Origin of the sequence: Mycolicibacterium hippocampi, assembly GCF_010723735.1 — a bacterium.
In the GTDB taxonomy this organism is placed as follows: Bacteria; Actinomycetota; Actinomycetes; order Mycobacteriales; family Mycobacteriaceae; genus Mycobacterium; species Mycobacterium hippocampi.
Genome location: NZ_BLLB01000002.1, coordinates 4,542,442 through 4,555,591 on the forward strand (window position 1 = coordinate 4,542,442; position 13,150 = coordinate 4,555,591).

Sequence of the window (13,150 nt, forward strand, 5' to 3'; positions counted from 1 at the left end):
TCCTGACTCAGGCGGGACGGGTGTGGCCGGTAACGGGTGAGCCCCACACGATCCACTTGGTGGACGTCAACTCTGGCAGGCCCATCGGGCCTCTGGCGTGCAACTTCTGGGTGGAGATGCCGATCTCTGCGCCGAAACCGAACTGTTCCCCGTCGGTGAACGCGGTGGACGCGTTCACCATCACCGCGGCAGCATCCACCCGTTCGGTGAACCGTTGGGCCGCAGCGAGATCCGCGGCGACGATGGCCTCGGTGTGGCCGGTGCCGAACTCGTTGATGTGACTGATGGCGCCGTCGACTCCATCCACGATGGCCAGCGCGATGTCCATCGACAGGAACTCCGCTCGCAGTTCCTCCTCGGACGGATCGGCGTGCACCGTCACCCCGGCGTTCTGCAACGCAGCGGTGAGCCTGGGCACGGCGACATCGGCGATGGCCGCGTCGATCAGCACCGTCTCTGCCGCGTTGCACACGCTGGGCCTGCGTGTCTTGGCGTTGAGCAGAATGCGTTCGGCCATCTCGAGATCGGCCGATTCGTGTACGTAGACGTGGCAGTTGCCGACACCGGTCTCGATGGTCGGCACCTGGGCGTCGCGCACCACCGCATCGATCAATCCCGCTCCGCCGCGCGGGATCACGACGTCGACCAGACCGCGGGCCTGGATCAAGTGGGTGACGCTGGCCCGGTCATCACTGGGAAGCAACTGCACGGCGTCGCTGTTGAGGTTCTCGGTCTCCAGCGCCGCACGCAGCGCGGTGACCAACGCGGCGTTGGACTTCGCCGCCGACGAACTACCACGCAGCAGAACTGCGTTGCCCGCCTTCAGCGTCAATCCGAAGGCGTCGACGGTGACGTTGGGGCGACCCTCGTACACGATCCCGATGACGCCGAGCGGCACCCGCTGCTGACGCAACTGCAGACCGTTGACCAACGTGCTGCCGCGCAGCACCTCGCCGACCGGGTCCGGAAGGCCGGCGACCTGGCGCAATCCGTCGGCGATGCCCTCGATGCGGGTCGGGGTGAGCGCCAGGCGGTCGAGCATCGCCTCCGCGGTGCCGGCGGCGCGGGCGGCGTCGAGGTCGGCCTGATTGGCCTCCATGATGGCGCGGGTGTTCATCAGCACGTGGTCGGCGGCGGTGCGAAGCGCGCGGTTCTTGGCATCGGTGCCCAGCGTCGCCAGCGCGCGAGCCGCGACCCGTGCGCGGCGGGCGGCGTCGTGGACCTGCCCGCGCAGGTCAGGTGCCGAAGGGGCTTGCACATGCATCAGGCCAGCGTATCCGGTGGGCGGCGCGCGGACCGGACCGGCCGTTGAGGTTGTCACAGCGCGACGCGCTCCCTAACGTCTCGGGTGTGACGCGAGTCTGCGTGGTCGGAAGTGTCAACGCCGATCTCACGTTCACGGTGACCGAACTCCCCCGGCCGGGTCAGACCGTGCTCGCGTCGGCGCTGTCGACGTCGCCGGGCGGCAAGGGCGGCAATCAGGCGGTGGCCGCCGCCCGGGCCGGCGCAGACGTGGCGCTCGTCGCGGCCCTGGGAACCGATCCGGCGGCCGAGCAACTGCGCACCCACCTGGACGCCAACGGCGTGGGGCTGGCAGGGGTGGTCCGTGTGCCCGGGCCCAGCGGGTCCGCGGCGATCATCGTCGACGCCGCAGCCGAGAACTGCATCGTGGTGGCGCCGGGTGCCAATGCGCATCTGAGCCTGAACTCGGCCAAGACCCGGTCGGTCGTCGCCGACAGTGACGTGGTGCTGCTGCAGCTGGAGATACCCGTCGACACCGCCACCGCCGCCGCCCGCGTCGCCCGGGCCGCCGGAGCGGTCGTCATCGTCAACGCGTCACCGACCCCGGACCGGGAAGCCATCGCGGCGCTGGCCGAACTGGTCGACGTGGTCGTGGTCAACGAGGAGGAGTCCGGTGCCTGGCTGACCGCCGCATCATCGCCGGTGAACCACCTCGTCATCACCCGCGGATCACGCGGCGCGAGCCACCTCGCCGGCGGGCGACGACTCGATGTCGCGGCCCCTGCGGTGGAGGCGGTCGACACCACCGGCGCGGGCGACGTGTTCGCCGGCGTGCTCGCGGCAGCGTGGCCGCACGGTGCCGACCACGCACTGCGGCGCGCCTGTGCGGCCGGCGCCCTGGCGACGCTGGTCCACGGTGCCGGTGACTGTGCCCCTTACAGTGAGGCCATCGAGGACATCTTGGAGGCTTCATGACCACGACGAATCCGCCACGGCCACCCGAGGGCGACTGGCTCGGGACGCCGTACCTACGTTTCACCCGGGACGGCGCGTTCGGGGTGTGCACGCTGGACCGGCCCGAGGCGCGCAATGCGATGACCCCGGCGATGTATTTCGGAATCAAGTACGCCGTCAAACACGTCGACGGCGATCCGGACCTGGCCGGGCTGCTGCTCACCGGCACCGGTGACGTCTTCGCCCCGGGCGGCGACATGGGCGGCGGCGGAGCGGACAACTGGCTGACGTTCGGTTCCGCGCTCGGCATGGACGCGTTGCCGTTCGACACCCTGCGCCAGTCCGCCAAGCCGGTGGTGGCCGCGGTGAACGGCCTGTGTCAGGGCGGCGGGCTGCAGATCGCGTTGTGCGCCGACATGGCGGTGGTCAGCGACCGGGCGACGTTCCGGGTGCCCGAGCTCTACCGTGGCATCGCCGACACGTACTACAGCCACATGCTGGCCCGGCTGATCGGCCCGGTGCGGACCCGGGACCTGATGTTCACCGGCCGCACGCTGTCCGCGGCCGAGGCGCTCGACTGGGGCATGGTCGCAAGGGTGGTTGCCCACGAGGACCTGCACGACGCCGCCCGCGAGGTGCTCGCCCAGTGCGCGCGTACCGCGCCCGCAGCCAGAGCGGTGATCAAGTCGAGCCTGGACAACTACATCGGCCTCTATGACCGCATCGGCATGCAGTCGAGCCTGGGCGCCCCCGAATCCATCGAAGGGTTCATGGCGTTCAAGGAGCGGCGCTCCCCCGAGTGGGTGCATCCCGAGCTGCGCATCGAAGGCCGGCTCTAGCACGGGCCCGACACACCGTTGAGGCTGCGGTCAGGGCGGCGACACGCCGGGCGATCGCGCCGTCAGCGCAGTCTCAACTGTTCATTCGCGGGGAATCGCGGCCTCGATCTCGTCGAGCCAGGCGCGCGCGGACATGTCCGACGGCGCCCGCCAGTCACCGCGCGGGGACAGCGAGCCGCCGGCAGAGACCTTGGGCCCGTTCGGCAGCGCCGAGCGCTTGAACTGGCTGAACGAATAGAAGCGCTCGGCGAACACCTGTAACCAGTGGCGAATCTCTTTGAGCGAGTACGCCGGTCGATCACTCTCCGGTAGACCGGGGGGCCAGTTGCCGCGCTCCGGGTCGCTCCAGGCGTGCCAGGCCAGGAAAGCCACTTTCGAGGGCCGGAACCCATAGCGCAACACCTGGAAAAGAGAGAAGTCCTGCAACACATAGGGGCCGATCTTGCCCTGGGTGCTCTGGATCTCCTCGTCCTCGCCCGCTGGCACCAGTTCCGGGCTGATCTCGGTGTCCACCACCGACTGCAACGCCGCGTTGATCTCGTCATCGGCGCTGCCGAACTGCTCCGAGGAGATCACCCAGCGGATCAGATGCTGGATCAACGTCTTCGGGACACCGCCGTTGACGTTGTAGTGCGACATCTGGTCGCCCACGCCGTAGGTCGACCAGCCCAGCGCCAGCTCCGAAAGGTCCCCGGTGCCCAAGACGATGCCGCCGCGCTGATTGGCCAGCCGGAACAGGTAGTCGGTGCGGAGCCCGGCCTGCACGTTCTCGAAGGTGACGTCGTAGACCTTCTCGCCGCGGGAGAACGGATGATCCATTTCGCGCAGCATCAACTCGGCCGACGAGCGGATGTCGATGGTCTCGAAGGTCACCCCCAGTGCGGCGGCCAGTCGGGTGGCGTTGTTCTTCGTTCGCTCACCGGTGGCGAACCCGGGCAGTGTGAACGCCAAAATGTCGCTGCGCGGCCGCCCTTCGCGGTCCATCGCCTTGGCGGCGACGATCAACGCGTGTGTCGAGTCCAGACCGCCGGACAGGCCCAACACCACCTTCGGGTAGTTCAGCACCCGCAGTCGCTGTTCGAGGCCGGACACCTGGATGTTGTAGGCCTCGTAGCAGTCCTGCTCGAGTCGCTGGGGATCGGCAGGCACGAAGGGCAGCCGCTCGACGTCACGCAGCAGGCCGATGTCGCCGCCGGGCGGGTCGAGGCGAAACTCGATGCGGCGGTAGGAGTCCTCGTCGATCAGTTGATGGCGCCGGTTGTCGTCGAAGCTGCCCATCCGCACCCGCTCGTTGCGCAGCAACTCCAGGTCGACGTCGGCGGTGGAGCGCCGCTCGCCCTTCGGGAAGCGCTCGGACTGCGCGAGACAGACGCCGTTCTCCCAGATCATGGTCTGGCCGTCCCAGGCGAGATCCGTCGTGGACTCGCCCTCACCCGCCGCGGCGTACACGTAGGCGGCCAGGCATCGGGACGACGTCGACCTGGCCAGCAGGCAACGATCGTCCGCGCGGCCGATCGTGATCGGGCTGCCGGACAGGTTGGCGAGCACGGTGGCGCCGGCCAATGCGGCTTCGGCGCTCGGTGTCACCGGGACGAACATGTCCTCACATATCTCCACGTGCAGCACGAATCCGGGCAGGTCGGCCGCGGCGAACAACAGATCCGGACCGAACGGCACGTCGGCGTCACCCACCCGGATCTCGCCGTGCTCGTCGGCGCCTGCCGCGAACTGACGCTTCTCGTAGAACTCGCGATAGTTCGGCAGATAGGACTTCGGCACCACGCCGAGCACCCGGCCGCGGTGGATGACGACGGCGGTGTTGTAGATCCGGTTGCGGTACCGCAGCGGCGCCCCGACCACCAGGACGGGCAGCAGCCCAGCCGAGCCGGCGATCACCTCGAGCAATGCGTGTTCGACGGCTTCGAGCAGCACGTCCTGCATCACGATGTCCTCGATCGAGTACCCGGACATCGTCAACTCCGGAAACACCGCCAGGGCCACACCCTCGTCATGGCATTCCCGGGCCATTTGCAGCACCGACTCGGCGTTGGCGGCAGGGTCAGCAAGCGTGGTGTGGTGGGTGCATGCGGCGATGCGCGCGAAGCCGTGCCGGTAGGCCGAGTAGAAATCCATGCCTCATTGTTGCCCGAAACCCCGAGCGAATAATCAGGCCCCGACAGATGCGGCCGCGCAGCCTGCTCCTGTTGGCCTGTCGTTCGTCCGCCGGAACCGCGCCCGACCCGGGAACTTCTTCTGCAACGTGCATGCTGGACGCGTGAATAAGGTTGCCACTCAACGCCAGTCGCGTCCGATGCTCACCGATCTGGCGAGCCTGCTCGACAGTCTCCCGACGTTTGCGGCACTGCGACCGCTTTTCGACACCCGGGCGATCCACGTCGAGGACGAGTTCCACGACGACACCTACGAGGTGCGCGCCGAACTGCCCGGGGTGGACCCCGACGAGGACATCGAGGTGACGGTGTGCGACGGCCGGTTGACGATCACCGCCGAGCGGGCGCACCCGGGTGAGAACTGCGGCCGTGCCGAGTTCACCTACGGAACGCTGACCAGGACCCTTGCCCTGCCCGACGGTGCGGACCAGGACGACGTCAATGCCACCTACGACCGCGGAATCCTCACCGTCTCGGTGCCGCTGTTGGACCGGCACCGGCTGCAGAAGCACGTCGAGGTGGTGGAGATCGTCGCTCTGGAGGAGTCCGCCGTCGGGGACGACGACGACGCTCTCGACACCGACGAGAACGCTTTTGACACCTCTGACCAGCAGGTATCCGACGAGGAAAGCTGATCACTTACATTCGAGGACGTGGAAGCACCCGAACTGGTCGCGCTGCTGGAGGGCAGGCGTCTCGCCGTGCTGACCGGCGCCGGCCTGTCGACCGATTCGGGGATTCCGGACTACCGCGGGCCGGACTCACCGCCCAGTAACCCGATGACGATCCGCCAGTTCACCTCCGACCCGGTGTTCCGGCGGCGCTACTGGGCGCGTAACCACGTCGGGTGGCGGCACATGGACCAGAGGATGCCCAACGCCGGGCACCGGGCGCTGGCCACCCTCGAACGCGCTGGTGTGGTGTCCGGGCTGATCACCCAGAACGTGGACCTGTTGCACACCAAGGCCGGCAGTCGCGCGGTGGTGGATCTGCACGGCACCTATGTACGGGTGGTCTGCCTGGACTGCGGCCACACCATGTCCCGGGCCGTGCTGGCCGAACTGCTCGAGGCCGCCAACCCCGGATTCCTCGAGCGCGTGCGTGCCGTCGGCAGCATCGGGGTGGCTCCCGACGCCGACGCCGAGGTCGGCGACACGACGAACTTCCGTATCGTCGACTGCCCTGCGTGTGGCGGCATGCTCAAGCCCGACATCGTCTACTTCGGTGAAAACGTTCCCAAACACGTTGTCGAACAAGCCTATTCAATGGTCGACGACGCCGATGCACTGCTGGTGGCGGGATCTTCACTGACGGTTTTCTCCGGCTACCGGTTCGTCCGCCACGCAGCGGCCCGCGGTATACCCGTGGCGATCGTCAACCGCGGACACACGCGCGGCGACGACCTGGCGACGATCAAGATCGACAACGGCTGCTCACCGATGCTGGCGCTGTTGGCCGACGAACTGCCCGCAAATCCGCGCCGTTCAGACGGCCACCAGGTCGTCGGCGTGCACGGCGGGCCGGCGCAGCTCGGCGGGTAGGTCCGAGGTGGACCGACCCAGCATGGTGCCCAGTTCGGTGGCGTCGTAGGCGACGACACCCCGAGCGACCAACGTCGAGTCCTGAGCACGCAGCTCGACCACGTCACCGCCGTAGAACCGCCCGGAAAGCGCCGTGATGCCCGCGACGAGCAAGGAACGCCGTTGCCGCACCACGGCGTTGACCGCGCCGTCGTCGAGCGTCAATGTCCCTGCGACCTCCGCTGCGTGCCGCACCCAGAACCGGCGCGCCGACATGCGCTCGGAGCGCGGCGCGAAGACGGTGCCCACCGAGGCGTCGGCCAGCGCGGCCGCCGCGTCGGTCGCGGCTGCCAGCAGCACCGGCACGCCTGCGTCGGCGGCCAGCAGCGCCGAGGACAGCTTGGACACCATCCCGCCGGTGCCGAGGTGGCTGCCCCGGCCGGCTGTGACGCCTTCCAGATCCCCGGGCCCATCGACCTCCGGAATGAAGCGCGCCGGGCGGTCCTCCGTCGCTTTGCGCGGGTCGCCGTCGTAGAGGCCGTCGATGTCGCTCAGCAGGATCAGCGCGTCCGCTCCGACCAGGTGCGCGACCAGTGCCGAAAGCCGGTCGTTGTCACCGAATCTGATTTCGTTGGTGGCCACGGTGTCGTTCTCGTTGACGATCCCCACCGCGTGTAGCGTCCGCAACCGGTCCAGAGTGCGTGCGGCGTTGGTGTGCTGCACCCGCATCGAGATGTCGTGCGCTGTCAGCAGTACCTGTCCCACCGTCCGTCCGTAGTGTCCGAAAGCCGCACTCCACGAATTGACCAGGGCCACCTGTCCGACGCTTGCTGCCGCCTGCTTGGTGGCCAGATCCGTTGGGCGTCTGGCCAACCCGAGCGGCTCGATCCCTGCGGCGATCGCACCGGATGACACGATCACCACATCGGATCCGGCCCGCATCCGCATTTCGATCGCGTCGGCGAGGCCCTGCAACCGACCCGCGTCGAACATCCCCGTCGGGGTGGTCAGCGCAGTGGTGCCGATCTTGACGACGACCGAACGCGCAGAGCGGACAGCCTCCCGGTGAACGGAGTTCGCCCAGTCGGCGCGGTCCTCACTCACCGCTGCCCTCTGCTCGGCGTGCCTTGCGCGCAGCCTTGCGCTCATCGGCCGAGACGCGGTCGGTCTGCTCGAGCCGGACGTCGGTGCCGCGGCCCGACATCTGCATGTCCACCCCGGCCGGGGTCTGCGGCTCCCAGTCGAACGTCATGTCGCCGATGGTCACGGCACATCCGGGCCGGGCTCCGAGTTTGAGCAACTCGTCCTCGACACCCAGGCGTGCAAGCCGGTCACCGAGGTAACCGACCGCCTCGTCGTTGTCGAAGTTCGTCTGCGCCACCCACCGCTGCGGCCGGGTGCCGCGCACCACGAACCCGCCCGTACCGTCGGCTTCGACGGTGAAACCGCTGTCGTCGACGGCGACCGGCCGGATCACCGGCCGGCGCGGCACCACCTCGGGCTGGGCGGCGCGGTACGCGGCGACCATCTCCCAAAGGGCGAAAGTCAACGCCCGCAGGCCGTCTCGGGCAACCGCCGACACCTCGAACACCGGCCAGCCGAACTTGCGGGTGACTTCCTCGCGGACGAAGTCGGCGAGTTCACGAGCGTCGGGGACATCGATCTTGTTGAGCACCACGGCCCGCGGACGCTCAGCGAGATCACCCAGCGTCGAATCCCCCTGCAGCGTGGGGGTGTAGGCGGCGAGCTCGGCTTCCAGCGCCTCGATGTCGGAGACCGGGTCGCGGCCGGGTTCCATCGTCGCGCAATCGACGACGTGCACCAGCACCGCGCACCGTTCGAGATGGCGCAGGAAGTCCAGCCCCAGGCCACGGCCCTCGGAGGCACCCGGGATCAGGCCGGGAACATCAGCGACGGTGAACGTGTGCTCGCCAGCCGACACGACGCCCAGGTTGGGCGCCAGCGTCGTGAACGGATAGTCGGCGATCTTCGGCTTGGCGGCGGAGATTGCCGACACCAGCGACGACTTGCCTGCCGACGGAAACCCGACGAGTCCGACGTCGGCGACCGTCTTGAGCTCCAGCGTAAGATCGCGGACCTCGCCCTTCTCGCCCAGCAGCGCGAAGCCGGGGGCCTTACGCGCCCGCGAGGCCAGCGCGGCGTTGCCCAGCCCGCCCCGCCCTCCGGCGGCGGCGTCGAATCGGGTACCTGCGCCCACCAGGTCGGCCAGCATCCGGCCGCGCTCGTCGAGGACGACGGTCCCGTCCGGGACCTTCACCTCGAGGTCGGCACCGGCCGCACCGTCACGATTGCTGCCGGCGCCCTGCTTGCCTGACGGGGCCACGACATGGGGATGGAAGTGGAAATCCAGAAGGGTGTGCACCTGGGGGTCGACCACGAACACGACGCTGCCGCCGCGCCCACCGTTCCCGCCGTCAGGGCCGCCCAGCGGCTTGAACTTCTCGCGGTGGACCGAGGCGCAGCCGTTCCCGCCGTTGCCTGCCCGCGCGTGGACGACGACGCGGTCGATGAACCGGGTCATCGGACTTCCTTTCCGTCACGAAATCTACGTTCACAGACGAAGCGCAAGAGCCCCTCTGAAAACGCAGATCTCGCCGGTGGAAGAGGGAACTACGCGTCGACGCGCGGGGCGCGGACGACGTTGACGAACTTGCGACCGCGCTTCTTGCCGAACTCGACGGCGCCGGGCGCCGTGGCGAACAGCGTGTCGTCGCCACCGCGGCCGACATTGTCACCGGGGTGGAAGTGGGTACCGCGCTGCCGGACCAGGATCTCGCCGGCCTTGACGACCTGCCCGCCGAACCGCTTCACGCCCAGTCGCTGAGCGTTGGAGTCGCGACCGTTGCGTGAGCTCGAAGCGCCCTTTTTGTGTGCCATGTCTGTCGCCTCCGTCGTTACTTGATGCCGGTGACCTTGAGCACCGTCAACGGCTGACGGTGGCCCTGGCGCTTGTGATAGCCGGTCTTGTTCTTGAACTTGTGGATGCGGATCTTCGGGCCCTTGATGTGCTCGAGCACCTCACCGGTGACCGCGACCTTCTCCAGCGCCTTGGCGTCGGTGGTCACCTCGGACCCGTTGACGACCAGCGCGACCGGCAGCGAAACCGTGGCGCCGGGCTCGACCTCGAGCTTCTCCACCTTGACCACGTCACCGGCCGCGACCTTGTACTGCTTGCCACCGGTCTTCACGATCGCGTACGTGGCTGTTTCGGCTGCCATCGATGGTCTTCCTCTGCTTCGCGTGCGGGCGCGCAACACCCGGGGGTGCGCGTGCGGGTCTGGGGTGCGGGGGCCCGGGACGTGCGCTAACGCAGCCTCGAGACTTCCCACTGCCTCCCGCTGGCCGTGAGCAGGCCATGGAGACAACTGGTCAAGGGTACGTGACCAGCGGGTAGAGGGTCAAACCGCTCAGTCGGCCGACGGTGGACCCGCGGGTCTCGCCGCCGCTCGTCTGCGGCTGCGGCCCCCTGAGGCGGTGGCGACAGCACGTCGCGGCTCATCTGAGTCCTCCGAGTCCTCTTCCGAATCGTCGTCGGTGTCGTCGTCGGAGTCGTCGGAGTCATCCGAATCGTCGATGACGTCGATCTCGTCCTCGTCGGAGTCCTCGTCGTCGTCATCGAGATCGATCTCGTCCTCGTCATCATCCGAGTCGTCATCATCCGAGTCATCCTCGTCGGAGTCGTCCTCGTCGGAGTCATCCTCGTCCGAGTCATCGTCGGAGTCGTCGTCGTGCCTGACGGCTTCGCGGATGGCGTCGGGCTCGAGCTCGGCGACCTCTTCGGCGGCTTCCGTGGCCTCATCGACCTCGCCGTCGTGCTCATCGTCATCGTCGTGCTTGCCGTTTGCGGCGGCCATCGCCTTGAACATCGGATGCTCACCCGGCGAGTGGGCGGGCACTTTGGCAACCGGAACATCCTGCTGCTCCCGTGCGCCGCGCTTGCCCCGCTTGCTGCGGCGTCCGCCGCCGGACTCGGCCTTTCGCCCCGCCGACGACGTGGAGTCGACCGGGTCACCGTGTAGCACGATGCCGCGACCGCCGCAGTGGGTGCAGGACGTCGAGAACGCCTCGATCAGCCCGGTTCCGAGACGCTTCCTGGTCAGCTGCACCAGGCCGAGTGACGTGACCTCCGAGACCTGATGGCGGGTGCGGTCCCGGGCCAGCGCCTCGGTCAGCCTGCGCAGCACCAGGTCGCGGTTGTTCTCAAGCACCATGTCGATGAAGTCGATGACGACGATGCCGCCGATGTCACGCAGCCGCAGCTGCCGCACGATCTCCTCGGCAGCTTCCAGGTTGTTGCGGGTCACGGTCTGCTCGAGGTTGCCCCCCGAGCCGGTGAACTTGCCGGTGTTGACGTCGACGACCGTCATCGCCTCGGTGCGGTCGATGACCAGCGTGCCGCCGGACGGCAGCCACACCTTGCGGTCCATCGCCTTGGCGAGTTGTTCGTCGATGCGGTGCACCGCGAACACGTCGGGGCCCGACCCGGATTCCGTGGACTCCGCCGGTTCGTATTTCGTCATCCGCGGGACCAGTTCCGGTGCCACGTTGTTGACGTAGTCGTTGATCGTCTTCCAGGCATCGTCACCCGACACGATCAGCCCGGTGAAGTCTTCGTTGAACAGGTCGCGGATGACCTTGACCAGCACGTCGGGCTCTTCGTAGAGCGCCACCGCCGCGCCGGCGGCCTTCTTCTTGGTCTCGGCGGCCTTGGCGTCGATCTGGTTCCACCGTTCCTGCAGGCGGTCGACGTCGCTGCGGATGTCCTCTTCTTTGACACCCTCCGAGGCAGTGCGGATGATCACGCCCGCGTCCGCGGGAACCACCTCCCGCAGGATCTCCTTGAGCCGCTGACGTTCGGTGTCGGGCAGCTTTCGACTGATACCGGTGGACGAGGCGCCGGGCACGTAGACCAGGTAGCGCCCGGCCAGCGAGACCTGCGTCGTCAGCCGTGCGCCTTTGTGGCCGACAGGGTCCTTGCTGACCTGGACGACGACGTAGTCGCCCGGTTTGAGTGCCTGTTCGATTTTGCGCTGCGCGCCGCCGAGGCCGGCGGCCTCCCAGTTGACCTCACCGGCGTAGAGCACACCGTTGCGGCCGCGGCCGATGTCGACGAACGCCGCTTCCATCGACGGCAGCACGTTCTGCACGATGCCGAGGTAGATGTTGCCGACCAGCGAGGTCTGGGCGGCGGAGGTGACGAAGTGCTCGACCACCACGCCGTCCTCCAGCACCGCGATCTGCGTGTAGCGGGCGCCCTCGTGCGGCGGTTCGCTGCGGACCTTGTCGCGCACGACCATCACCCGCTCGACGGCTTCGCGGCGTGCCAGGAACTCGGCCTCGCTCAGGATCGGAGGCCGACGACGGCCGGCGTCGCGACCATCCCGGCGGCGTTGCCGTTTGGCCTCCAACCGGGTCGAGCCGCTGATCCCCTGGATCTCGTTGTTCGACGAGTCACCGTCGCCGCCGCCCTTGGCGCGCCGCGGAGGACGCTCGTGCACGACGGTGTTGGGCGGATCGTCGGCAGAGGTGCTGCCGTTGTTGTCGTCGCCGGAGCCGGACTTGCGCCGGCGGCGTCGGCGCCTGCGGGTCTTGGCGCCGTCTGTGCCCGACCCGTCGTCGTCACCGGTGTCGTTGTCGTCGTCGGATTCGTCACCGGAGTCGGACTGGTCGCCGTCGCCCTGATCGTCACCGTCGGTGTCGGAGGTCGCGTCGTCGCCGTTCTGCTCGCCGCGACCGCGTCCGCGGCCCCGCCGTCCGCGCCGCCGACGCTTGGCAGCCGGACGTTCGGCCTGGTCGTCGTCGGAGTCCGAGGCGTCGTCCTCGTCGTCATCGTCGTCGTCGGTGTCATTGTCGTTGTTGTCGTCGTCATCGGCGCGGACGCTGTCCTGGCGCAAGCGCACGGGCTGCGGAGCGACGAACAGCGGGAGGTAATCGGCGGTTTCTGCCGGGTCCGAGTCGGGAGTCTCCAGGATCAGCCGTGACTCCGGTTCCTCCTCGGCCACGGCCGGCACGCTCGGCTCGACGTCGGCGACGGGCTCTGGCACGGTCTCTGGCTCCGGGTCGGCGACGGGGGCCGGCACGGCCGCCTCGGCGGCGACAGGTTCGGCGAGGGCCTCCCGCACCTGGTCTGCTTCGTCGCGGCCCACGGTGGAGTGCGCGCTGCGCGTCCGGCCGTCCATCTCGACCAGGGCGTCGATGATGCGCTTGCTGGTGGTCCCCAGGACCCTGGCCAGCGAGTGGACCCTCAGCCGTTCAGGCGGTGGGGCGTCTTTCGCTTCACCCGTCGGGACCGCGCTGTGCTCGGTCTCTGCGGGGAGGTTGTCGGTCGGGCTTTGAAAGTTCTCATTGTCGGCCACGTATTCTCCTCAAGCCCCCGGGCGCGTCGGGTTCTGACGCGGCCACG

At 68.4% G+C, this 13,150-nt stretch carries 11 protein-coding genes; 4 read left to right on the forward strand and 7 right to left on the reverse strand.

What is annotated here, in order from left to right:
• Positions 1-7: 7 nt before the first annotated feature.
• A complete protein-coding gene (locus tag G6N53_RS22850) occupies positions 8-1,264 on the reverse strand; it encodes a glutamate-5-semialdehyde dehydrogenase (protein WP_163892542.1) in 1,257 nt (418 codons plus the stop codon).
• 86 nt (positions 1,265-1,350) lie between these two features.
• Here G6N53_RS22850 and G6N53_RS22855 point away from each other — a divergent pair, with 86 nt between their 5' ends.
• Positions 1,351-2,217 carry a PfkB family carbohydrate kinase gene (locus G6N53_RS22855; protein WP_237166615.1) on the forward strand — a complete coding sequence of 289 codons (867 nt, stop codon included), beginning with the start codon at positions 1,351-1,353 and terminating at the stop codon, positions 2,215-2,217.
• The gene (locus G6N53_RS22860) at positions 2,214-3,035 is read left to right on the forward strand and encodes an enoyl-CoA hydratase/isomerase family protein (protein WP_163892545.1); all 822 of its coding nucleotides are present in this window, start codon (positions 2,214-2,216) and stop codon (positions 3,033-3,035) included. Before G6N53_RS22855 ends, G6N53_RS22860 begins: the two co-directional genes overlap by 4 nt.
• Before the next feature lie 81 nt (positions 3,036-3,116).
• Here G6N53_RS22860 and G6N53_RS22865 read toward each other — a convergent pair whose 3' ends face one another.
• A complete protein-coding gene (locus tag G6N53_RS22865) occupies positions 3,117-5,168 on the reverse strand; it encodes an NAD(+) synthase (protein ID WP_163892548.1) in 2,052 nt (683 codons plus the stop codon).
• A gap of 142 nt (positions 5,169-5,310) precedes the next feature.
• Here G6N53_RS22865 and G6N53_RS22870 point away from each other — a divergent pair, with 142 nt between their 5' ends.
• Both G6N53_RS22870 and G6N53_RS22875 read left to right on the forward strand, forming a co-directional pair.
• Positions 5,311-5,841: an Hsp20/alpha crystallin family protein gene (locus tag G6N53_RS22870; RefSeq protein ID WP_163892551.1), complete on the forward strand. Its 531-nt coding sequence runs from the start codon at positions 5,311-5,313 to the stop codon at positions 5,839-5,841.
• An 18-nt stretch (positions 5,842-5,859) separates the two neighbouring features.
• Positions 5,860-6,747, forward strand: coding sequence for an NAD-dependent protein deacetylase (locus G6N53_RS22875; RefSeq protein ID WP_163892554.1), 888 nt, complete (start codon positions 5,860-5,862; stop codon positions 6,745-6,747).
• On the opposite strand, the gene proB is transcribed toward G6N53_RS22875, so the two are convergent.
• The 5 genes from proB to rne all read right to left on the reverse strand — a co-directional run bounded on the left by proB (position 6,691) and on the right by rne (position 13,103).
• Entirely contained in the window at positions 6,691-7,830 is a 1,140-nt protein-coding gene (gene proB / locus G6N53_RS22880; protein WP_237166616.1) for a glutamate 5-kinase, read from the reverse strand. The two genes, G6N53_RS22875 and proB, sit on opposite strands and share 57 nt — an antisense overlap.
• Positions 7,823-9,268 carry a GTPase ObgE gene (gene obgE, locus G6N53_RS22885; protein ID WP_163892561.1) on the reverse strand — a complete coding sequence of 482 codons (1,446 nt, stop codon included), beginning with the start codon at positions 9,266-9,268 and terminating at the stop codon, positions 7,823-7,825. Before obgE ends, proB begins: the two co-directional genes overlap by 8 nt.
• 89 nt (positions 9,269-9,357) lie before the next feature.
• Positions 9,358-9,624, reverse strand: a complete 267-nt coding sequence (gene rpmA / locus G6N53_RS22890; protein ID WP_163892564.1) for a 50S ribosomal protein L27 — start codon at positions 9,622-9,624, stop codon at positions 9,358-9,360.
• A gap of 17 nt (positions 9,625-9,641) precedes the next feature.
• Complete coding sequence (gene rplU / locus G6N53_RS22895) at positions 9,642-9,965, reverse strand: 50S ribosomal protein L21 (RefSeq protein WP_163892566.1); 324 nt, start codon at positions 9,963-9,965, stop codon at positions 9,642-9,644.
• 189 nt (positions 9,966-10,154) lie between these two features.
• Positions 10,155-13,103 (reverse strand): ribonuclease E, encoded by a 2,949-nt coding sequence (gene rne, locus G6N53_RS22900; RefSeq protein WP_163892569.1) that lies wholly within the window; start codon positions 13,101-13,103, stop codon positions 10,155-10,157.
• Positions 13,104-13,150: the final 47 nt, after the last annotated feature.